The sequence below is a fragment of the Apolloniradiicaulis salifontis genome, from assembly GCF_053756655.1.
Window position 1 is genome coordinate 1,662,002 of record NZ_CM132387.1, and the last position, 20,961, is coordinate 1,682,962.

The 20,961-nt window shown below is 64.9% G+C and carries 18 protein-coding genes; 8 read left to right on the top strand and 10 right to left on the bottom strand.

Going from position 1 to position 20,961, the window contains the following annotated elements; all coding sequences use genetic code 11:
• Positions 1-8 precede the first annotated feature (8 nt).
• A complete protein-coding gene (locus ACWCOP_RS08100) occupies positions 9-2,603 on the top strand; it encodes a M14 family zinc carboxypeptidase (protein WP_478247779.1) in 2,595 nt (864 codons plus the stop codon).
• A gap of 83 nt (positions 2,604-2,686) precedes the next feature.
• Here the strand turns inward: ACWCOP_RS08100 and ACWCOP_RS08105 are convergent, their stop codons facing one another.
• From ACWCOP_RS08105 to ACWCOP_RS08125, 5 genes are all read right to left on the bottom strand, one after another.
• Positions 2,687-3,139 (bottom strand): MaoC family dehydratase, encoded by a 453-nt coding sequence (locus tag ACWCOP_RS08105; protein ID WP_478247780.1) that lies wholly within the window; start codon positions 3,137-3,139, stop codon positions 2,687-2,689.
• Positions 3,140-3,172: 33 nt separating this feature from the next.
• Positions 3,173-3,433: a CBU_0592 family membrane protein gene (locus tag ACWCOP_RS08110; protein WP_478247781.1), complete on the bottom strand. Its 261-nt coding sequence runs from the start codon at positions 3,431-3,433 to the stop codon at positions 3,173-3,175.
• Complete coding sequence (locus ACWCOP_RS08115; protein WP_478247782.1) at positions 3,433-4,680, bottom strand: mechanosensitive ion channel family protein; 1,248 nt, start codon at positions 4,678-4,680, stop codon at positions 3,433-3,435. Before ACWCOP_RS08115 ends, ACWCOP_RS08110 begins: the two co-directional genes overlap by 1 nt.
• The gene (locus ACWCOP_RS08120) at positions 4,677-6,269 is read right to left on the bottom strand and encodes a peptide chain release factor 3 (protein ID WP_478247783.1); all 1,593 of its coding nucleotides are present in this window, start codon (positions 6,267-6,269) and stop codon (positions 4,677-4,679) included. Before ACWCOP_RS08120 ends, ACWCOP_RS08115 begins: the two co-directional genes overlap by 4 nt.
• Before the next feature lie 161 nt (positions 6,270-6,430).
• The gene (locus tag ACWCOP_RS08125; RefSeq protein ID WP_478247784.1) at positions 6,431-9,517 is read right to left on the bottom strand and encodes a TonB-dependent receptor domain-containing protein; all 3,087 of its coding nucleotides are present in this window, start codon (positions 9,515-9,517) and stop codon (positions 6,431-6,433) included.
• 179 nt (positions 9,518-9,696) lie between these two features.
• Here ACWCOP_RS08125 and ACWCOP_RS08130 point away from each other — a divergent pair, with 179 nt between their 5' ends.
• Positions 9,697-11,421 carry a sensor histidine kinase gene (locus ACWCOP_RS08130; protein ID WP_478247785.1) on the top strand — a complete coding sequence of 575 codons (1,725 nt, stop codon included), beginning with the start codon at positions 9,697-9,699 and terminating at the stop codon, positions 11,419-11,421.
• Positions 11,409-12,161: a LytR/AlgR family response regulator transcription factor gene (locus tag ACWCOP_RS08135; protein WP_478247786.1), complete on the top strand. Its 753-nt coding sequence runs from the start codon at positions 11,409-11,411 to the stop codon at positions 12,159-12,161. Before ACWCOP_RS08130 ends, ACWCOP_RS08135 begins: the two co-directional genes overlap by 13 nt.
• Positions 12,162-12,318: 157 nt before the next feature.
• Here ACWCOP_RS08135 and ACWCOP_RS08140 read toward each other — a convergent pair whose 3' ends face one another.
• Positions 12,319-12,732: a hypothetical protein gene (locus ACWCOP_RS08140; protein WP_478247787.1), complete on the bottom strand. Its 414-nt coding sequence runs from the start codon at positions 12,730-12,732 to the stop codon at positions 12,319-12,321.
• A 179-nt stretch (positions 12,733-12,911) separates the two neighbouring features.
• Positions 12,912-13,250, bottom strand: a complete 339-nt coding sequence (locus ACWCOP_RS08145) for a DUF1491 family protein (RefSeq protein ID WP_478247788.1) — start codon at positions 13,248-13,250, stop codon at positions 12,912-12,914.
• Between the two features lie 127 nt (positions 13,251-13,377).
• Here ACWCOP_RS08145 and ACWCOP_RS08150 point away from each other — a divergent pair, with 127 nt between their 5' ends.
• Positions 13,378-14,901 (top strand): hypothetical protein, encoded by a 1,524-nt coding sequence (locus ACWCOP_RS08150; RefSeq protein ID WP_478247789.1) that lies wholly within the window; start codon positions 13,378-13,380, stop codon positions 14,899-14,901.
• A gap of 10 nt (positions 14,902-14,911) precedes the next feature.
• Positions 14,912-15,817, top strand: a complete 906-nt coding sequence (locus ACWCOP_RS08155) for a hypothetical protein (RefSeq protein ID WP_478247790.1) — start codon at positions 14,912-14,914, stop codon at positions 15,815-15,817.
• Here ACWCOP_RS08155 and ACWCOP_RS08160 read toward each other — a convergent pair.
• Complete coding sequence (locus ACWCOP_RS08160) at positions 15,814-17,382, bottom strand: sensor histidine kinase (protein WP_478247791.1); 1,569 nt, start codon at positions 17,380-17,382, stop codon at positions 15,814-15,816. The genes ACWCOP_RS08155 and ACWCOP_RS08160 overlap by 4 nt on opposite strands.
• 358 nt (positions 17,383-17,740) lie before the next feature.
• Here ACWCOP_RS08160 and ACWCOP_RS08165 point away from each other — a divergent pair, with 358 nt between their 5' ends.
• From ACWCOP_RS08165 to ACWCOP_RS08175, 3 genes are all read left to right on the top strand, one after another.
• Positions 17,741-18,766, top strand: coding sequence for a hypothetical protein (locus tag ACWCOP_RS08165; RefSeq protein WP_478247792.1), 1,026 nt, complete (start codon positions 17,741-17,743; stop codon positions 18,764-18,766).
• A gap of 157 nt (positions 18,767-18,923) precedes the next feature.
• Positions 18,924-19,280: a hypothetical protein gene (locus ACWCOP_RS08170; RefSeq protein WP_478247793.1), complete on the top strand. Its 357-nt coding sequence runs from the start codon at positions 18,924-18,926 to the stop codon at positions 19,278-19,280.
• A 49-nt stretch (positions 19,281-19,329) separates the two neighbouring features.
• Complete coding sequence (locus ACWCOP_RS08175; RefSeq protein WP_478247794.1) at positions 19,330-19,743, top strand: SufE family protein; 414 nt, start codon at positions 19,330-19,332, stop codon at positions 19,741-19,743.
• Here ACWCOP_RS08175 and ACWCOP_RS08180 read toward each other — a convergent pair.
• Positions 19,740-20,120 (bottom strand): hypothetical protein, encoded by a 381-nt coding sequence (locus tag ACWCOP_RS08180; protein WP_478247795.1) that lies wholly within the window; start codon positions 20,118-20,120, stop codon positions 19,740-19,742. The two genes, ACWCOP_RS08175 and ACWCOP_RS08180, sit on opposite strands and share 4 nt — an antisense overlap.
• A 38-nt stretch (positions 20,121-20,158) precedes the next feature.
• On the bottom strand, positions 20,159-20,953 hold the full coding sequence (gene flgH, locus ACWCOP_RS08185) for a flagellar basal body L-ring protein FlgH (RefSeq protein WP_478247796.1): 795 nt from the start codon (positions 20,951-20,953) through the stop codon (positions 20,159-20,161).
• Between the last annotated feature and the right edge of the window lie 8 nt (positions 20,954-20,961).

Sequence of the window (20,961 nt, forward strand, 5' to 3'; positions counted from 1 at the left end):
AAACCTTTATGCAGTTCAGGATCAACGCTTTCAAAGTCGCCGCCGCCGCGGCGGCGCTCGCCGGCCTTTCCGCGCCGGCGCTCGCCGAACCGATGAGCTTTTTTGAAGTCGACGGCGTCACCTATGACGAGACGGTTCCCGGCTTTGACGAGGCGATGGGCTACCAGATCGGCGAGCGGCCCGTGCGCTATTCCGATCTGGTGAGCTATCTCACCATGCTGGCCGAGCGCTCGCCCAATATCGAGGTGGAGACGATCGGCTACTCCCACGAGCAGCGCCCGATCCTGACCTTCACCGTCACCAGCCCGGACAATCACGCCCGCCTCGAGGAGATTCGCGAAGACCATCTGGCCCGCGCCCGCGGTGAAGCCGCGAATGACGACACGCCCATGGTGCTGTGGATCAATTTCGGCGTCCACGGCGCGGAAAGCTCAGGGATGGATGCAGCCATCCCGCTGCTCTATCACTTCGCCGCCGCGCGCGGAGAGGCGGTCCAGGACAAGCTCGACAACTCGGTGATGCTGTTCACGGTGGCGTTCAATCCCGACGGCCATTCGCGCCGCGTGAACCACACCGAGACCTACTGGTCCTACGCCGACAACACCGACGGGAATGACGAAGCCCACAATCTGTGGACCCAGGCGCGGACCAATCACTACTGGTTTGATCTCAATCGCCAATGGCTCCTGCTGACCCAGCCGGAAAGTCAGGCCTGGATCCGCAAATGGCATGAATGGAAACCGATGGTTTCGGCCGATTACCACGAGATGGGATCGGACAGCCCGTTCTACTTCCACCCCGGCGAGGCGCTGCGCCGCAATCCCCTGATCCCCGAACGGGCACGCGAGCTGACCTTCGAAATCGCCCGGCGCCATGCGGCTTTTCTCGACAGCGAGGCGCGCCTCTACACGACCCAGGAAAACTTCGATAATTTCTATATCGGCAAGGGTTCCACCTATCCCCAGATCAACGGCTCGCTGGGCATTCTCTTCGAGATCGGCGCGGCGCGCGGCGGCGCGGTGGAGACCGAGCGCGGCCTTGTGGAGCACGCCGACAATGTGCGCACACAGTTCCGCACCGCCCTGACGACGCTTGAAGGCTCCCTGGACCTTCGAAGCGAGATCACAGCCTATCAGCGTGACTTCTTCGCCCAGTCGCGCAACGCCGCCCAGCGCGGTGATTCACAGGGCTGGGTGTTCTCGGCTGCCGGCGATCCCGAACGCGCCCGCCGCTTCGTGCGTCTGCTGCGCCAGCACGATATCGAGGTCCTGACGCTGAGCCGGGATCTGCAGGCGGGCGGTCGCCGCTGGACGGCGGGAGACTCCTATGTCATCCCGCTCAATCAGCAGCAATACGCCATGATCCGCGGGATTTTCGACCAGCCCACCGAGTTCGCCGAGAACATTTTCTACGACGTCTCGGGCTGGACCCTGCCCCTGGCCTACGATCTGGAGTTCGCGCCGGTGAGCGGCGGCTTGTTCCAGGCGGCCCCAGCCGGCGATCCGGCCACGGGCGATTTCACGCCGGCCGCCGCGCCGGACCGTGCCCCCTACGCCTATATTTTCGATTGGGGACACACCTATGCGCCGCGCGCCCTGAACCGGATCTTGTCACAGGGACTGTTCGCGCGCGCCGCCCGCGAGCCGTTCACCGTGGAGACCACTCAAGGCGTCGCCGAGCTGGAGCGCGGCGCCATCGTCGTGCCCCTGGCGCGTCAGGACATGAGCCCGGCCGCCATCCACGCCATCATGGAGACCATCGCCGCTGAAGACGGCGTCGAGGTCCATGCGGCCCGGTCCGGCCTCACCCCCAACGAGGGCCGCGATCTGGGCGCCTGGAACGTGTTCGAGACCGTCACCGAGCCCAAAGTCGTGCTCGCCGTGGGCGACGGGGTGTCGTGGTACGACGCCGGCGAGATGTGGTGGACGCTTGATTACCGCCACCGCATGCCGGTGACGCTGGTGGACACGGGCCGTCTCGGTTCGCTGAACTGGAGTGAGTACACCCACCTGATCCTCGCTGGCGGCGACGCCGACATGTCCGACAGGCTCATTGAGGCGGTGGGACGCTGGGTTCGCAATGGAGGCACGATGATCGCCACGCGCGACGGCGCGCAGTGGGCGCAAGGCGCCTTCTTCGATGATGAGGCGAGCGATAGAGGGGCTTCTGCAGAGGAAAGCGATGAAGTCCAGCGCTATAACGTTTCGGAAATGCGCCTTCGTGACGCTGAGCATATCATCGGCGGGGCGATCTTTGAAGGCGATCTTGATCCGTCACACCCGCTGGGCTTCGGCTATCGTGACCGCACGCTGCCTCTGCACCGCAACGAGACCTTCACCTTGAGCCGCCCCGAAGATCCCTTCGCGGTCGCGGTTCAATATGCCGACGAGCCCCTGATGGCCGGCTATGCATCTGAACGGCGTATCGGCGAAATAGCCGGAACGCCGTCCGTCGTCGCCCGGCGTCTGGGCTCGGGCCAGGTGATCATGATGGCGGATAATCCTGTCTTCCGGGGCACTTACCCGGGAACTGAGAAGCTGCTGATGAACGCGATCTTCTTCTCCGGCCTGATCGACGGCGCCCGTGGAGACTATGAAGAGTAAAATCTGGGAAGAGTAGAGCCTGATGAGGCCCCGGTTTCGCTCCCAGTCCTGGGCGGGCGCGAAACCGGGCGCTTCGGGCGGACCTAGCCCACGACCACCAGGCTGAGCCATTGTGCGGCGAGCGCCGGCGTGTCCTGTCCCTCAATCTCGACCTCGACGGTCTGGGTGAGCTGGAACTGTCCCGGCTTGCGTTCGGTGACGTCGGCGAGCGTGAACTTGCCGCGCAGCTGCGAGCCCACGGGCACAGGGCTTAGAAAGCGCACTTTCTCAAAGCCGTAATTGATTCCGATCGCCTTGTCAGGAAACGGCGGCAACGCCTGCTCTGCGAAATGGCTGAGCATGGACAGCGTCAGGAAGCCGTGGGCGATCGGTCCGCCGAACGGCGTCTCCTTTTTCGCCCGCTCCGGGTCCACATGGATGAATTGATGGTCCAGCGTCACGTCCGCGAAAGCATTGACGCGCGCCTGGTCGATGGTGAACCAGTCCGACATGTTCGTCTGACCGATCCGCTCTTTGAAGGTGTCGATGATGCTCATGGTCACGAGTTCAGCGCGCGCCGGGCGTTCCCGTCAAGACGCTGAACGCTTTCCCCATTTGCGCCAGGCCAGCTTGCTCAGGCCAAACAGCGAGATCGCCAGCCAGCACACCTCGATCACGAAGCTCGCCAGATTGAACGTCACCAGAAGCGACACGATAAGAAGGCACGCCCCGAACAGGTTCAGCAACAGATAGAGAAGCGAATCCCCCCTCACCTTTTCGATCTGCAACAGGAAGAATGCGGCCAGCACGCAAGCCACACCGGCGATGCCGATAAAGTCGGTGATGAGCATCAACGCCCGCCATCGCCGTCACTCGCCGCATCATCGCTGTCGCCGCGCTTGCCGGCGGCGATCGCCGCCGGGCTCTGGGTGTCGCGGGCGATGTGCTGCTTGACCTGGGGCGGCACGAACACTTCAGCGCCGTCATCCATGTAGATGGTGGTGGAGGGGAAGGCGAAGGCGGTCCCGGCGCCCTGCTCCACGATCTCCTTCACGGCGAAGGCCAACTCCTCCTTCAGGCCGAGCCACTCGCCCCAATTGGTCGTATGGGTGAAGCAATAGAGCAAAAAGTCGATGGAGCTGGGCCCGAAACTGTCCACCCGCATGAAAGTGGCGACCTCCGGCGGATCGGCGAAACCGGGATGGGCCCGGATCCAGTCCAGCGTGTGATCGCGGATATATTTCAACTGCTCGGTGGTGGTCTTGTACTCCACACCCACGATCCACTTGATCCGGCGATGGGACATGCGCTGATAGTTGATCACCGGATTATCGGCGAGCGCAGCGTTGGGCACATAGACCGGGCTCTTGTCGAACTGCCGGATCAAGGTGGAGCGGAAATTGATCTGCACCACGTCGCCTTCCACCACGCCGTCCACCTTGATCCATTCGCCGGGCACGAACCGCTTTTCGGTGAGGATCAGCAGGCCCGCGATGAGGTTCTTGAACAGGTCCTGCGCGCCCAGCCCGATGGCGACGCCCAGCAAACCCAGGCCGCCGATGACCGGCGCCACCGGAATACCCCAGGTCTGGAGAACAGCAGCAGCGCCGACGACGACGAACGTGACTTTGAGGAATTTTGCGATCCAGTCGATCATCACCGGGTTGAGGGTCTCCCGGATCGGCTTGGAGAGATAGGCGACCGGCTCCACCACGTTTCGAAGCGCCCAGAAAAGCGCGATGATCACCAGGCTCTCGGTGACCTGGGCGCCGTCCACCGGAGCGTTTTCCCCATGCAGATTCAAAAAGTGAAACGCCGCGTAGACGCCGATGATCACCGGGATCAGCTTGATGGGACCCGAGAGCGCCTTGACAAGCTTGTCGTCAAGCCGGCTCTCGGTCTTTTGCGCCTGGATCATCAAGCGGTTCACCACAATCCGCGAGAACAGGCCGCGCACGAGAAACGCGAGGACAAGGATGCCGACCGCCGCCAGCCCGTCGCCCACGTCATAGCCCAGAAAGCTGGTGTTCCAGACATTCACGACGATGGCCCAGAACTCTTCAACCCGCGTCATGAAGGTGTTTGATTGCGTGGTCACGCCCGCTCCTTGGTTCGCGAGAAGGTCAGTTCCGGCCATTTCTCCTGGGAGTAATTCACCTCCCACGCCGATTTCGCCATGAAGACGAGATCGCCGTCGATATCCTCCGCCATGGCCGATTTATGCCGATCAATGAATTCTGCGATCTTGGCGTCCGGTCCGGTGAGCCAGCGCGCCGTATCGTAAGGGCTGGGCTCGAACGTGACTTCAAGGCCGTATTCGTCCGCGACGCGCTGGGCCATCACCTCGATCTGCAGCGCGCCCACCGCGCCGATGACGAAATCGCCGCCGAGTTGCAGGCGGAAAAGCTGGGTCACGCCCTCTTCAGCGAGACTCTCCAGCGCTTTCTTCAGGTGCTTGGCCTTCAACGGGTCTTTCAGGCGCGCCCGGCGCAGCATTTCCGGCGCAAAGTTGGGGATGCCGGCGATTTTCCACTTGCCGGATTCCGATAGCGTGTCGCCGACCCGCAGCGCGCCATGGTTGGGCACGCCGATGACATCGCCGGCATAAGCCTCGTCGGCCACTTCGCGGTCGTCAGCGAAGAACATCACCGGCGCCGATACTGTGAGCGCCTTGCCATGATCCGTCTTCATCTTCATGCCGCGTTTGAACTCGCCGGACACCAGGCGCAGAAACGCCACCCGGTCGCGGTGATTGGGATCCATGTTCGCCTGGATCTTGAATACGAAGCCGGCGACTTCCTTGCCCGACGGCTCCAGCGCATCGCCAGGTCCGGCGGCGGCGGGCTGGGCTTCGGGGCCCGGCGCGATCTCGGCGAGCGCGTCCAGCAGCTCCCGCACCCCGAACCGGCGCAGCGCAGAGCCGAAATAGACCGGGCTGAGATGGCCCTCGCGATAGGACTGCGTGTTGAACGCGGGCATCAGCTCGGCCGCGATCTCGGCGCCCTCGCGCGCTTCCGCGAGCTCCTCTTCGGTGAGTTCCTCGGTGATCGCGTTGCCGTCCATGGCGAAGCGCTCGGACGGCACGAATTCGTCGTCCACCGGCCGGCGATAGGCGATGAACTCGTTCTTCTTCAGGTCCACAACGCCCTTGAAGCGATTACCCGATCCCACCGGCCACTGCATCGGCGCCACGTCCAGGGCGAGCTTGTCCTGGATGTCGGCGAACAGCTCGTTGGGGTCCATGGCCTCGCGGTCAAACTTGTTGATGAAGGTGAGGATCGGAATGTCGCGCAGGCGGCAGACCTCCACGAGCTTCAGCGTACGCGGCTCAACGCCCTTGGCGGCGTCCAGCACCATGATGGCGCTGTCGGCGGCGGTGAGCGTGCGGTAGGTGTCCTCGGAAAAGTCCTCGTGGCCCGGCGTGTCCAGCAAGTTGAAGATCAGGCCTTCATGCTCATAGGTCATCACCGAGGCGCTGACCGAGATCCCGCGCTCGCGCTCGATCTTCATCCAGTCGGAGCGCGTGCGCCGGTTTTCACCGCGCGCGCGCACCTGTCCAGCCAGGCGGATGGCGCCGGCGGTGAAGAGCAGGTTCTCCGTCAGCGTCGTCTTGCCGGCGTCCGGGTGGGAGATGATGGCGTAGGTGCGCCGGCGCGACCATTGGGGGCCGTCAGCAGCAGAAGTCATGGGAAGGTCCGATCCGCAAAATCACAAGCCAGCGACTAGCGCGGGCGGACGTTCAGGGCAAGCGCGGGCGGTCGCTCGCTGGTTACGCCTCGGGCAAGAAAAAAGGCGGGAGCTTGCGCTCCCGCCTCCGGCTCACACCCATCACGGTGAGCCTGTCTGGATCAGTACCGCAGGACGATCTGTCCGAAGACGCGGCGGCCGACGACGTCATAGAGCGACGGATCGGTGCCGGACTGCACATTGGGCGCGTATTCCGGCGGCTGCTCGTCGAACAGATTGTTCACGCCGAGCCGCACCGAGGCCCCTTCGGTGACGTTCCAGGTGGCCCCGGCGTCCCAGTACCAGATGGAGTCGGCGCCGGTGAACGAAGTCTCCCCGGGGAAGATGATGTTCGCCCGGTTCTCCATGGAACTGACATACTGACCGCGCAGGTCGAAGTCGAAGTCAGACACCGTCCAGCGCGTGTTCCACAGCGCCTTCCATTCCGGGAACGAGGTGCCGAGGCCCTCACCGAAGAAGGAGGCCGTGCCGGCGAAATCAAGCACCGGAAGCGTGGAGAGTTCCTGCTGGTTCCACTCCAGAAGATGGGTGAGCAGAAGCTGGGTCTGGATCGAGCCGGCCCAGCTGGGCGCGCCCATCCACTCCAGATCAAAGCCATAGTTGATCTGGAGATCCAGGCCGGACGCCTGCTGCTGACCGCCGTTCACGCCCGGGAACAGCCCCCCCGGATCGTTGGGATCTGACAGGAAGAAGATATCCCCGCCGCCGCGAACGATCGTCTGGCAGCTGGCGTAATTGGCGTCATAGGCCGAATTGTTCCCGTAATAGTTGTAGCAGTCCGCGATAATCTGATTCACCCCAGGTGAAAGAATGGGAGAAGAGATATCGATATACCAGTAGTCCAGAGACCCCCGGAATTGCTCCATCCACTGGTTTTGCACAGGAGAAGAGAACACAACACCGAACGTATACGTATCAGCAGACTCAGGATTGAGGTCCGTATTGCCCGAGGTCGTGATCGATGCCTGGGTGCCCGGCGTCTGGGCGTAGAGATCCGGCGCCGCGACGCCGGTGGCCGCGCACAAAGCCCGCACCTGAGCGGAGTCCGCCCCGGTGCGCGCCTGGGTCGTCACCGAGCACGGGTCGAAGTATTGCGGCGCCGACCCGCCGCCGCCGAACAACTCGCCGAAATTCGGCGCCCGAACGGCGTGCTGGTAGCTGGCGCGAACCCGCGCATAGTCGAGCGGAGTCCAGCTCAGCTCGGCCTTGTAGGCGCTGTCTTCACTGCCGCCGGTGTCGCCGGTGACGCCGTCGGTGAACTCCGACTGCGAGAAGCGGTAGCCCAGCGTGAGGTCCAGCGACTGCGCCCAGGGCTGATCCGCAGTGAGCGGGATTAAGGCTTCGGTGAAGATGTCTTCAAAGCTGTTGGTGCCCGAATTCGGGTTCTGGGCGTTGAAGCCGGAGATCGGTCCGCCGCCTGAACCCGGATCAAAGGCAAAGTCGAACCCGCGATACTCCGCGCCGAGAACCACCGAAACCGGCCCGGCGGGAAGCTCGAACACGTCTCCGGTCACATAGCCTTGCGCGATCGTCTGGGAGAACTCGGTCGACGCGGTGGAGCTGACCTCAAGATAATCAATGCATTCCTGAGACAGGGGCTGACGTCCGAACGGGTTGAAACCGCCCGCACAGATCGAGGCTCCGCCATCGGCCGCTTCCAGAAGGATCTGCAGGCGGTCGGTGTCGATGTTGCCCTGCTGGGTGCGGTCGATTTCGGTGTCGCCTTCGGACACGTAGGCGTTCCAGCGCCAGCTGGAGTCTCCGATCGGGCCGCTGGCGCCGAACGTGATATTGCTCACCGTATTCTCGAAGTTGGACTGGCGAAGGCCCGCCGCCAGCGTGCGCTGACGCATCTGGAACGGCTCGGTGGCGCCGGCGCCGACCAGGTTGGGATCATCACCGGTCCGGCTCGCCAGGATTGCGGAGAGGTCTGCAGGGATGAACGGGTTGGTCACCGGAATGATGAGCTGGTTGGCCACCGAACGGCCCGGTTCCACGAGCGCGGACACCGCCTCGATGGCGGAGTTTTCGCCCGGCGGACGGATCCGCACGGTGGGGATCGGAGTCGGCGCCAGGGCCTGCGCCGAGTTGTACTGGCTATAGGTGACGTTGGCGAAAACCTCCACCTCGTTGTCGAACCGGTACTCGGCCTGACCCATGAAGGTGTCGCGTTCCAGCGGCAGGGTCAGCAGGTTCACGAAGTCAAAATTGTACGAATAGGCGTCCGGGAAAATATTCTGGTTCACGTTGCCGTCGATGTCGTAGCGGAAGTTCTCCACGTCCGACGGATTGTTGAAAACACCGGCGGAAAACAGCGTGCCGTCCAGGTTGAACCCGAACCGGTTACCCACCGACACATCGCCTGCATTCACGCCATAGCCGGCGAAGACCGCGTCCACCGATGCTTCAGTCGGGCGGTTGGCGGCGCCGAACAGAAGCGAGCCTTCCGGGAAAAAGCTGGTCGTCGCCGTCGCCTGCTCGGCGAAGGGGCGCTGGCTCTTGATCATGCCTTCGCGCACGGAGCGTTCGATGGCGAGCACGGCGTTGCCCCGATCATTGTCGAAATTGCCGCCCACGACGCCCGAGACCGAATATTCCTGGGCGTCCCAGTATTCGGTGGAGTTCTCGTAGCTCACGCGCAGATCGACCCCTTCAAAGTCGTCCTTGAGGATGATGTTCACCGCGCCGGCCACCGCGTCGGCGCCGTACACCGCGCCCGCGCCGCCTGTGGCGATCTCGATCCGGTCGATCAGGGCCGCCGGGATGACATTGAGGTCGACCGTCAGGTTGGAGGCCGACGGCATCATGCGACGCCCGTTGAGCAGCACGATATTGCGGTTCGCCCCGAACCCGCGAAGATCCACATTGGCCTGACCGCCATTTCCAGGATTGTTGGACGTGGTCGTGCCGGCCGGGTTCACTTGCGGCAATGTATTCAGGAACGTGTCCACCGTGATATCGGCGTTGGCGGTCAGGGCGTCGCCCTGAACGGTGACGACCGGGCTGTCTGCGACGAAATCCTGACGCACGATGCGCGAGCCCGTCACCATCACCCGGTCGCGCGTCTGTTCGGTTTCGGCTTCGGCTTCGGCCTCCTGCGCCTGCACCTGGCCGGCGGCGAGGCTCGCCGCAGCGGCGCTCCCCAGCAGGACGGCCCTGAAGCCGGTTTTGTTAAATAGGCGTTTCATCGTGTTCGGTCCCCCGTATTTGCGATGTTGGACGCGGCGCGCATGCGCCGCGGGACGGCGCGCGCCGTCCTTGGACCGACCGTGTCATGAGAGTGTCGCGAACTGCGCGGGCCATTCGGCGGACGGCGCGGCGCACGCGACGAATGGTGTTCTCGTCTGGTGGCGGGTTGTTTCTTGCGATGAAACGCACGGATGACGCGGCGAACGACGAGGTCCGCACTTCCCAATCGGCGCACCGGCCCGGCTATAGTGACGAGATGACCACACTTGGCTTTCTATACGCTCCCGCCTCAAAAGCCCGATCAGCGGGCCTCGCTGCGCGCTGGCGCACGATCGTGGCGCTCACCGCCGTGGTCTGGGGTGCCATGACGGTTGTGTCTGTGCTTAATTCACTCCACGCGATCAGCGCACAAAGCCTCTCCACCACCCTGATCTGGCGGCCGGTTTTCGCCGACTTTTTCGGCGCCGCCCTGAGCGCCGCGGTCGCCTTCGGACTGACTGGATTGCACCGCTTTACGATCCTGGCCCGCGCGCTCTCGGCGGTCGCCGCCAGCCTCGTCGCGGCGGTGATTTTCTCGTTCGTTGCAATCGGGCTGATTGAGCCGCTCGTGGGTCCGGACTATCTCGCGGACGGATTCGCGGCTCAGCTGATCCGCATGACGTCCCTGCACATCTGGGTGTTCGCCGCCCATGCGGGCTTCTTCCTGTTGCTCGACCAGCACGGGCCGCAAAACCCCGACCGGAGCGTCGAGGACGTGCCGACAAGAGCGTCATGGCCGCCGGACGAAGATTATTCAGGCCTGGACGGGCGCTGGTTCTGGTCGTTTCAGGCCGCGTTCTGGTCAGGTCTGGCGCTGTTTTCCATCGCCAATTCGGTGAACGCCGGCGAAAGCCCGACCAATGCCTGGCGGATTCTCATCGCCGAGAGCGGTGGTTTCGCGGTGACATGTCTGGCCCATTACCTCCTGCTCCGCCCGACACGGTTCTGGGCCTTGCACAAGCGCGCCGCTCTCGCGCTGGCGATCTCGGTCGTGACGGCGGCGTTCTATATCGCAGGCATCTTCGCCGCCTACTACGTCATCGCTCCGATTCAGACGCCGCCCAGCGTTGCAAACGGGGACATGACCCAAATGCAATTCTTCCTGCTTGCAGCACCGCGTTGGATGTTCCTCAATTTTCCGGTTTTTGTGGGCTGGTCAGGCTTTTATCTGGCGCTTGACGGCGCCCGCCGGCTGCGGGCCCAGGAAAAGCGCCTCTATGAGTCGATGATGCTCGCCAAGGACGCGCAGGTGAAGATGCTGCGCTTCCAGCTCAATCCCCATTTCCTGTTCAATACGCTGAACGCGATCTCAAGCCTCCTGCTGGACAAGCGGGCCGAGGACGCGGACGCGATGCTTGGCCGGCTCGCCCGCTTCCTGCGGTTCGCCCTGGAAGTCTCGCCGGACGATCAAACCTCGCTTGAGGATGAAATCGCTGCGCAGCGCCTGTATTTGGAAATCGAGCAGATCCGCTTTGAAGAACGGCTGAGAGCGCAATTCACGATCGACGAGGACTGCGCGGCCGCCCTGGTGCCGACCCTGATCCTTCAGCCCTTGCTGGAAAACGCCGTGAAGTACGGCGTCTCGCGCTCAAGCCGTCCTGTGAATGTGAGGGTGTCTGCAAGCCGTGTTGCGGACAATCGTCTCTCGCTCAGCGTGACCGATGACGGCGGAGGCGCGCCCCATGCGGGCGCCTCGGGTGGAGGGGTCGGCTTGTCAAACGTCGCAGCGCGCCTGCGCACGCTATACGGCGCGGAGGCGACTCTCGATTACGGCCCCACCGTGGACAATGGCTTCGCAGTGAATCTTGTCTTGCCATTCGTGTCCGCGTTGCGAAGCAAGGAGGGCAAGCCATGCGGGTCCTGATCGCCGATGACGAACCTCTCGCCTGCCGGCGTCTGGAGATTCTTCTTTCACGCCGCGCCTGGATCGAAGTGGTGGGCAGCGCGCGTGACGGCCGCGCCGCGCTTGATGCCATCGAGACCCTCGCACCGGACACCGTGCTCCTTGACATTCAGATGCCGGGCCTAGACGGCCTGGACCTTGCCGAGACGATCGCACGGCGCGGGTCTCCCATCGCAGTGGTGTTTGTGACCGCCTATGACGCCTTCGCCGTCCGCGCCTTCGAGGCGAACGCTGCGGATTATCTTCTCAAGCCCGTAGAGACCGAACGTCTCGATCAGGCGCTGGGCCGAGCCCGGCAAAGCCTTGCCGCGCGCGACGCCCAGGCGCGCGCGGACGAACTGGAGGCCCTCGTGCACACTCTGCGCGGAGACGACACCGCCCTGTGGGTGAAGGACCGGGGCGGGCGGGTGCGGATTGACCCCGCCAGGCTGGACTGGCTTGAAGCTGAAGGTGATTACGTCCGATTGCACGTGGGGCCGCAATCGTGGCTCCATCGCGCGACGCTCTCAGGGCTTCTGGAGACGCTGGACGACCGGCTCTTTGTCAGGGTGCACCGCTCAGCTGCCGTCAACGTTCGGCGGATCGAACGCCTGTCTTCAGACGCAAATAACGCCAAGCGGTTACGTCTTGAAGGCGGGAAGGACGTGCGGGTGGGGCGCGCTTACGAAAAGGCGGTCGCCCGGGTGCTGGCCCGCGGCTGACAGAAAAGCGGGGGCGGAAGCCTTGCTGCAAGCCGCCGCCCCCATCGTCCAGATCGACCACTCGGGGAAATGATCGACGGGCTCAATTCTGGTCGCGGCCGCGCCGGCACGCCTGGCGTTTTCGTTCAACCGACCCGCCGGAGCGATGAACGCCGGATCAGGCGCGCAGTCTTTGGGGCGCCTGGGACCAGACGGAGAGATTGGCGACATGGCTGGACAGTTTTCCAGCCGTCTGCAGCTCGCGCAACTGCTGGATGGTGACGAGGGAAACCGACGCCAGGCGAAGCTGCACTTGGCTCGTCAGCTGGATATGGCGCGGGGCGACCGCCAGCATGGCGTTGGCTTCATCGGTCTTCCACGCAATCATGGCCGCCAGGAAGCCGGCGACTTCGGGGTTGGTGCGCGCAATGTGAGGCTCGTCGAACACCGCTTCGCGCACCAGCTTCACGACCTGGCCGACGCGCATCGTGATCAACGCCTCAGGGGCGTACCCGTTGGCGGTTCCAGCTTCCATAGCCGTCTCGCGCGCATCACCGAGATCAAAAACCGCATCGTTGAAAAGAAACAGCATGGCGTCCGCCTGACTAAGCCTGAGGAGACGGTGCGAGTATGGGCATACAGCCGTTAAGACTTCTCAATCACGCCGTTAAGGGGGTGGAGACCATACACTGAAGACGCGCCGCAAGACCGGGGGTGCGCCCCCGAGCCCCGGACACAGCCCCGCGGGCCTCTGCCCTGAAGCGGCGGGTTTCAGAGCGCTTCAATGGGCTCCTGCAGGAAATGCCTGCCTTTGGTGTCGTCGATTTCAACGACCCACAAGTCAGGATCGCGCTCGGCGCGCCGTTGCGCATAGCCGTCTACGTCCTGTTCCGGAACAGGATCTGCGCCCAGCGGCTGCGCCCAGACCCGGTCGCCTTCGAAATTGCGCACCGGTGCGAAGAGGCGGGCCTTGCGCTGGGCCAGCAGCACCTTCACCAGAACAGCGCCCGCATCGGGGTCTCCGCGCCTGGCCAAATAGACCGACGCGCCCGCGGATTCGGCCCGCCATCGCAGGGCGTCGATCCAGAAACGCGCTTTCAGTTCGCTCATATCACTTGATGGCCGATCAATTGCTTAATAATGTCTTAAGTGAGGGGAACGTGCCATGTCGATACAACGAAGCCTTTTGGGTTTATTCGTTGCCGTGTTCCATGGGCTGGCTTTGGCCGGTGCGACCATGGCATCGGACGCTGTTTCGTCGGACCAGGGCGGCGAACCCCGCCAAGCCCGATCAGAGGAAGTGCTGATTTCGCGCTTTGTCGACGTCGACGACCTGCATCTGGACGCTGAACACAGAGAAATTCGCATCGCCTTCTCAATCGCGCCCAATGCGCGCCCGGACAGCGTGGAGCTGTTATTGGCCGCCCGTCCGGCGGGTGAGCAAGCTTCAGGGCGCATCGAGGCGTTCGTGAACCGTGCGCGCGCCGTAGAGCTTCAGCCTCGAAACGAGCCGTTTGAAGCGCGCTTCGCTCTTCACTCCGATGATCTGCGCGCAGGCGACAATGTTCTAGTGCTGCGCCTGACAGGCGAGTCCGGCGCCGGCTGGATCGTCGACGCGGACGTGTCGCGCCTTCGCGTGGCGGCGGCGCCCGCGGCCGGCTATGCGGCGCTGGACGAGATTGAATCCGCGCTGCGTGCTGATTTCGCCGCGCCGCGCCGGGTTTATCTTGAAACCTCGGCGGCCACCGGCGACGACCTTGCGGTCTCGGCCCTCATCGCCCAGGGTCTGGCCCTGCGCATGGGCGAAGCGCCCATCCTTGTGCGCGACCCGTCCGTGGCTGAGCTTACGATCATCGCTGAACTGCGCCCGGGGGCCGCGTCGCCGGCCATCGATCTCACCGGGCCGTCGGAACTGCGCCTGTCCGCCGGCGGGTCAGGATCGCTGATCGCAGCCGCTCGCCTGTTCGCCGCGCGCTCGATGGACGCCCACACCGTGCGCTTTGATATGACCAGCGCCCTGTCGGCGCGCCGGCTTGATCGCCCGCGCAAGAATTCAAGAATCAATGGCGCGCTGGAAGCACTCGCCGCCGGCGGAGCGCCCTTCGGGGCCGACCAGGGTGGACGCGCCGCCGTGGTGATCGCTGCAGGTGACGAGGACGCGCGCGCCGCCTCGCTGGCCGTCGTGGCCCGCGCCGCCCTCGCCTCGGGCTCGGCCTGGCTTTACGCCTGGTATGGCGATGATCTCGCCGATGCGCCGTTGAACCACGACCTGCTGGTGCTCGGCCCCCAGAATGGGCTTGATCCGCGCCTGATGGCCGCGGCGCCGCCCGAAGTGCGCGCAGCGGCGAATGCGGCGGCCAACCGTGCGCCGCGCCAGCGCCGCTTCTATGGCTCCACCGCCTACGCCGCAGACGCCGACGAGCGCAGCGCCCAGATCACCGGCGTCGCGGCCCTGTTCGATTATGGAGATGGGCGCCGGGTGGCCCTGATCACGGCGCCCGACGGCGCTGATTACGCCCGGGCCGCCAAGCGGCTCGCCCGGTCTGACCTCTGGTCAAGCCTTCAGGGGCGCGCCTCTTTATGGGATTCAGCGTCGGTCACGCCGTTCGGCCCGAGCCAGGCGCCGCGTTTTTCCGCCGAATGGGCGTCCAGCCTTATGCGGGCCAATGACGAATGGCTGGCGCTGGGCGCGTTTTCGCTCGCCGTTTTTCTTTTGCTTCTGGGACGCGGCGTAAACCGGACATCAAGACGCAAGGTGTAAGCGTTCGGGCATGACGCCCGTTCTTATCGCCCTTCTCGCCGCCTCCACGATGACAGCTGGCGGGCCCGCCACGGGCGCGCAGCTCTATGCCCATCGTATTGCGCTGGCGGCTGCAGATGATGAATGCGCCCTGTTCTCGCGCCCTGAACGCGCCCTTCTGGACGCGCTAACCGCGCGCAGCCGGGACGACGCTGCACGCGCCGGAGACCCAGCGACCGCCTTGGACCAGTTCGAAGCCGGCCACGCCGCGCCCCCGGCTTCGTGCGCGGACTCTGCGATCACGACCGCAGCCGAAGCCCATCGCGCACACGCCGACGCCCTCTCACAGACCCACGAGATCGCTTTTCCCGGCGTTTACCAGGACTGGGTCAGCGAGCGCCGCGACCGCGGTGTCCCGCTGTGGCGGGTGCGCCAGTCCGACCAGGGTCGCACCGCGATTCTGGGCCTGCATGCCGGCGCGGACGGGGACGTGATGGCGGTCGCGCTGCGCAGCGCCGCCGAACCGGCCTTCGCAGTCATCGTGGTTCGCGATCCCTCGCGCCAGGCCGAGCCGCTGGATTTCTCCGCCGGCGGACTGCTGCCGACCCCGTTTGAAAACGTGCTGAGCGCCTGGGGCGGCGCGTCCGGCGGTCACCGGCGCATCTCGGCGAGCGCCAGGCTGGACATGGACATGGCCGCGCGCCTTGCGCCGGCCGGCGGCGCGGGCGCCTACGCGTTCGCCTTTCCCGACACCGCCGTTATGGCGCTGCGCGCCCTTGCGCCCCGCGAAGGCGTCCGCATCGACCTTGTGGGCGGGCGCGGGCAAATCCTGGATACGCTGTGGTTTGAGGTGGGAATGTTCAACGCGGCGCTGGCTGTTCAGGCGCTCGAGCTCCCTGAGCCGGAGCCGGCGTCTGCGGCAACGGCGTCGCGCTAGGCGCTGGCCGCCGTTCCATTTCCCAGCGATGCCCCGGCCGCCTGAGCCGCGCGAATGCGCTCATGCACTTCAAGCGGGGCCATGGGCTCAGGCTCCACGGCGCCGGCCAGCACCGGCAGGCGTACGGTCACCGTGGTCCCCTCGCCCGGCGCGCTTTGGACGCTCATTTCGCCGCCATGCAATTCTGCCAGCGACCGGACCAGAGACAGGCCGAGCCCGGTGCCGCGCTCCACGGTGTCGCGGCCAGAGCTTGACTGGGCGTAGGGCTGACCGAGGCGATCCAGTTCGTGTGCCGCCACTCCCACGCCGCTGTCGCCGACCGCAAGCACCATCTCGCCATCCTGGGCGCGGACCATGACCACCACCGCGCCTCCGGACGGCGTGAACTTGACCGCGTTGGAAAGGAGATTGAGAAGGATCTGGCGCAGCGCCTTGCGATCGGCGGTCACGGGCAGCGCCCGGTCACCGGTCTCGCAATACAGCGCCAGACCCTGCTCTTCAGCGCGCAGGCGCATCATCTTGGCGCAGATCTCCACCACGTCGCGGGCGTCGAACGTGTCGACGCTCAGCTCATAACGGTCCGCCTCGATCTTGGACATGTCCAGCACATCACCGATCAACTCCAGCAGATGCGCGCCGCTCTCATGGATAAGGTCCCCATACTCGGCGTAGCGCGCGGGCAGTGGGCCGAACAGGCGCTGCTTCATGACGTCGGAGAACCCGATAATGGCGTTCAGCGGCGTGCGCAGCTCATGACTGACCGCAGCGAGAAATTCCGATTTGGAGCGATTGGCCGCGATCGCGGCGTCGCGCTCAGCCGCCAAGCGCTCGAGATCCTTGTCGTGGCCGTTGTTCTGGCTGACCGCGCGCGGCTCGGCGCGCTCCAGCGACAGGACGAAGCCGGCCGGAGTGGCCACGGCGCGAGCGTCGAGCGGCGTTTCCGCGCCGTCCGCAGCGCGCACCGAAAAACTGAAACAGCCGCCATCGGCGCCGCCGCCGCGCCTTGCCGATTCAAGCGCGGCGCGTACACAGGCCTGCTGGTCCTCATCAAACGCCAGCCCGTCCACGGGAAGCCCGGTGAGCGTGCGCGGCGCCCCCGGCGCGACCCGGCGCAGCGCCCTTGAGGCCGCCACGATCTCGCCAGCGCCATTCAGTGCGATCAGAGGCTGGGGCGCGCGGGCGAACCCTTCAGCCGCCGGACGCGCCGCGTCCAGTGCTCGCACAGTCCGGGCGAGGCGCGCATCAAGGCGTGTGCGCGCACACAAGCCGGCAAAGGCGAGAAACGCCGCATAGGCCGCCCACGGCTCAGGCGCGCCAGCGAGCGCGGGAGCGCCCTCGCTCAGGGGACCGAAAAAGCCCGCCGCGCCGGCAAGGGCGAAGGCGCTGGCCGAGACTACAGACGCCAGACGCGCCTCGCGCGCGCCGCCGGCGGCGGCCATGGCTGCAGGTGCAGCCAGAAAGACCAGCGCCGCAGCGGAGAAAGCCGTACCGAACGCGGCGCTCGCCGCAAAGCCGGGCAGCGCCCAGGCCAGGCACAACGCCAGGCGGACTACATCATGGCCCATGAGTCTGGGCCCGGCCAACACAAGCCCGAGAAGCCCTGGTGCCGCAGCAGCGCAAAGCAAGGAGAGGCCCGCCACGTCAAGCCCCGGCAGCACCAGCGCCGCGGTCAAGGCGACGCCCAACCAAGCCCCATGGACCAGCCGGCCGGTCGATTTATCCAGAGCGCGAAGCGCGCGGGCCGAGAAGGACGCCATGTAACACCAGCTGATTCGAACGCTATTTCGACGCCCGCACGCTGCGCCGGCTGCGTTAACAATTATTGAATCTGTGTTAAACGATCAGGTCACGTTTCGCAGGCACTCTTTTGATCGGGTCGAAAGACCTCCCGGGCCCCACAGTCTCAAAAGGAAAAGGCACGCCATGACCACCACATGGTTCGCCGCCGCCGCGCTTGCGGCCGCGCTCACCGCCGGACAAGACGCGCCTGCGTCCGCCGGGCAAGACGACGTCCAACCCGCGTCCTCCGGCCCCCAGCTGGCGCTGCAAGCGCCTGCGGACGCCGCAGAGGCCGATCCGATCCTGCGAAACGCCGAGACTTACGCCGCCTTTCACGGCGATGTGGGCGAAGCGGGCCGCCGAGAGCTGCGATCCGGCGCCGATCTTGACGCCACCATGGACTCCCTGACGCGCTATTATGAGGGCGACCGTCTGGTCGACGCCCAGATCGCCTACGCGGCGCTGGTCGCGTCCCAGCACCCGGACTTCATTGATTCCGTGCGCGCCGTCGCAGACTATTATGGAACCGAAACCGCCCGCAGCGCCCTGATGAATGACCCGGTCTATGTGACCGGCTTCATGGGCGCCGACGCAGCTTCAGCTTCTGTTGTCGGTGCGATTTCCGAGGATGTCGACCATATGGGAGTCGTGGGAGAGCGCTACCGCCAGGCCGCCTACGACCTGCAAAGCTCCACCTGGGCGGCGCGCCGCGCCTCAGATCGCCAGGAACGTCTGTCGTCACTGGAAACCGCGTCTGACCGGCTTGACGTGGACTTCCGCCTTCAGGACGGAAGCCGCGGAGCCGTCAACGGACCCGGGCGTCTCGGCTCGGCGTCGGCCCTGTTTGCTGAACGCGCACCCACCACTGGACCGTCCCTGCCCGATCTGGCTGTCACAGTGGGCGAGCAGCAGATGGAGCCCGATGAACGCCGCGTCGGCCGCATGCTCGCCGTCGCCGCTCTGCAGTCCATCGAAAGCGGGGACATGGCGGCGCTGGACTACATGCTCAATGACGCCAGCGTGGAGCGGTGCATAACCTGGGCGCGCCTGACCATGGCCCAGTGCGTCGCAGCCGGCCATTTCAAATACGAAGACAGCTTCTGCATCGCCGAGCACGCTCTTCTGGACGTGGCCGACTGCCTGACTGCAACGCAGGCTGTGTCAAATTGAGACACTTTGGCGGCATATCCTAATCGATCGTTTACGTTAAGCGCTCAGGATTAAGACACAATTTACTAAAGGCCGGGGAAACAGTGGAAATTCCCCGGCCTTTTGCGTTAGCCTCGTTCTTGCTTCCAGAAGGGAAAGCGCCGGAAACGAGGCGAGCATGCTGAAGTTTATCTTCAACGCCGTATTCTGGACCGCGCTTGTCGCGGCCTTCACACCACAGACTTTCGCAGCCCCTCCTGACGGCGCGTTTGCGAGAACGGTGGCCGCCTATTTCTCCGAACCCGCCGAAACCACGTTCGGGCGCACCCGGGCGGAAGCCGAAGCGCTCTGCCAGCGGGAGACGCAGGCCTGCGACCTGATCAACGAACTGGCCCGGTTCACCGGCTTCGTGGCTGGCGTCGCCGCCGAGCGCGCCGAGCGCGCGTATGAAGACCGCCTGAGCGAACAACGCTCCGCCCCGTCCGATCTGGACCAGCTTCTGCGCGAGCTTCCCGCCGAGCGCGCCGTGCGCTGACGCGCGAGGGCCCTTGCAGCGGCGGCCCCCGGCCTCTATCTGGCGGGTCATGAGCACCCAAGACGACATTGACGCCCTGGTCGACGAGTTTGAATTTCTCGGCGACTGGGAAGAACGTTATCGCTACCTCATCGAGCTGGGTCAGGCGATGGATCCGCTGCCCGAAGCCGAGCGCTCAGACGCCACCAAGGTAAAGGGCTGCGTCAGCCAGGTCTGGGTGGTGGTCGATCAGGACGGCGAGCGCCTCGCCCTTCGCGGCGACAGCGACGCCCACATCGTCAAGGGTCTCGTGGCGCTGATGAAGCGGATCTACGATCAGCGAACCCCGCGCGAGGCGCTGGATCTCGACCCCAAAGCGGTGCTGGGCCGGATCGGCCTGGCGGAGCATCTTTCGCCGCAACGCTCCAACGGCCTGGCGAGCATGATTACGCGCATCCGCGCCGAAGCCGAAGCGCGCGCCTAATCCTCGCCCTTGGCGAACGCGGCCGCCTCGTCGAACCCGGACGTACAGCGCGCGGGAAAGCCGGCCTTGTGCAGGATCTTGGTCATGCGCGCCGCATGCATGAAATTCTCCGACGCGTAGACATAGGCCACGCGCAGCCCCGCCGGCAGATTGGCTGCGAAAATCCGGCCCACTTCCTCAAACTCCGACAGTGTGTGGTCCAGCTGGCATTCGCGGTAATCCATGATCAGGCCGATGCGGGCCTCATTCACCATGCGCTTGGACAGGAGCAGCGCGTTCTCGCGGCTATCCCTCACCCGGTTGCGGCCGATCAGCCGCACGACGAAGACATTCGCGTCTTCAAGCTCCGACCTGATGATCTGAAGTTCGTTTTCCATGGGCGGAACGTAGCAATGTTCGCGCCGATCTCCAGCCCCTAGAACGGCCAGAGGAGATTATACAGCTCCTGTCCGACGGGCGGGCGCTGCATATCGGAGATATGGCCGCGGCCGCCATAGGAAATGCGCGCCTCGGCGATTTTCTGATGGTCGATCGTATTGTCCGCAGCGATGTCTTCCGGGCGCACGATGCCAGCAATGAGCAGCTCGCGCACCTCGTTGTTGATGCGCACTTCCTGGCGGCCGTTGATCACCAGATTGCCGTTCCACAACACCTCGGTGACGATCGCCGCCGCCGTCATCTCGATGGTCTCCGAGCGGTTGACGCTTCCCGCGCCCTGGGTGGAGGAGTTGGATCCGAAATTGGCCAGGCTCGCCGGATTCACGGCGTCATTGAAGAACTGGTCCAGCGCCGCTTCACCGCCGAAGAAATTCGTCAGATTCGTGTCCTCGGCCGTGGCCCGCGAGCGATTGCTCTGGTTGGAGACCTGAGCCCGGTCGGAGATATCGATGGAAACGGTGAGAATGTCGCCGATTTCGGCGGCGCGCGGATCGCCGAAGAAGGTGGAGGAGTTGGACCGCCAAAGCGAATTGGGATTGGTCTCCCGCGCGCGGGCTTCTCCGATGGCGCGCGCCCGCGCCAGGCGGGCCGCTTCGGCCTGACCCTGGCTGACGGCGTCTCCGCCCGGCGTACCGGTCATGGCGGCGCCGTTCTCGATGGGGCTCATGGGCGGGGCCTGGCCCACATAGGAAAGCCGGTCGCGGGCCGCACAGGCGGTGAGGCTGGCCGCGGCCAGCGCGATGGCGGCGGTGCGAAGCAAGGTCTTGCGCATCTTTTCAG

Excerpts from the sequence above, each read along its gene's own strand:
- ACWCOP_RS08100 (WP_478247779.1), top strand. The coding sequence starts at position 9 with ATGCAGTTCAGGATCAACGCTTTCAAAGTCGCCGCCGCCGCGGCGGCG.
- ACWCOP_RS08105 (WP_478247780.1), bottom strand. The coding sequence starts at position 3,139 with ATGAGCATCATCGACACCTTCAAAGAGCGGATCGGTCAGACGAACATG.
- ACWCOP_RS08110 (WP_478247781.1), bottom strand. The coding sequence starts at position 3,433 with ATGCTCATCACCGACTTTATCGGCATCGCCGGTGTGGCTTGCGTGCTG.
- ACWCOP_RS08120 (WP_478247783.1), bottom strand. The coding sequence starts at position 6,269 with ATGACTTCTGCTGCTGACGGCCCCCAATGGTCGCGCCGGCGCACCTAC.
- ACWCOP_RS08125 (WP_478247784.1), bottom strand. The coding sequence starts at position 9,517 with ATGAAACGCCTATTTAACAAAACCGGCTTCAGGGCCGTCCTGCTGGGG.
- ACWCOP_RS08130 (WP_478247785.1), top strand. The coding sequence starts at position 9,697 with ATGAAACGCACGGATGACGCGGCGAACGACGAGGTCCGCACTTCCCAA.
- ACWCOP_RS08135 (WP_478247786.1), top strand. The coding sequence starts at position 11,409 with ATGCGGGTCCTGATCGCCGATGACGAACCTCTCGCCTGCCGGCGTCTG.
- ACWCOP_RS08140 (WP_478247787.1), bottom strand. The coding sequence starts at position 12,732 with ATGCTGTTTCTTTTCAACGATGCGGTTTTTGATCTCGGTGATGCGCGC.
- ACWCOP_RS08145 (WP_478247788.1), bottom strand. The coding sequence starts at position 13,250 with ATGAGCGAACTGAAAGCGCGTTTCTGGATCGACGCCCTGCGATGGCGG.
- ACWCOP_RS08150 (WP_478247789.1), top strand. The coding sequence starts at position 13,378 with ATGGCATCGGACGCTGTTTCGTCGGACCAGGGCGGCGAACCCCGCCAA.
- ACWCOP_RS08155 (WP_478247790.1), top strand. The coding sequence starts at position 14,912 with ATGACGCCCGTTCTTATCGCCCTTCTCGCCGCCTCCACGATGACAGCT.
- ACWCOP_RS08160 (WP_478247791.1), bottom strand. The coding sequence starts at position 17,382 with ATGGGCCATGATGTAGTCCGCCTGGCGTTGTGCCTGGCCTGGGCGCTG.
- ACWCOP_RS08165 (WP_478247792.1), top strand. The coding sequence starts at position 17,741 with ATGACCACCACATGGTTCGCCGCCGCCGCGCTTGCGGCCGCGCTCACC.
- ACWCOP_RS08170 (WP_478247793.1), top strand. The coding sequence starts at position 18,924 with ATGCTGAAGTTTATCTTCAACGCCGTATTCTGGACCGCGCTTGTCGCG.
- ACWCOP_RS08175 (WP_478247794.1), top strand. The coding sequence starts at position 19,330 with ATGAGCACCCAAGACGACATTGACGCCCTGGTCGACGAGTTTGAATTT.
- ACWCOP_RS08180 (WP_478247795.1), bottom strand. The coding sequence starts at position 20,120 with ATGGAAAACGAACTTCAGATCATCAGGTCGGAGCTTGAAGACGCGAAT.
- flgH (WP_478247796.1), bottom strand. The coding sequence starts at position 20,953 with ATGCGCAAGACCTTGCTTCGCACCGCCGCCATCGCGCTGGCCGCGGCC.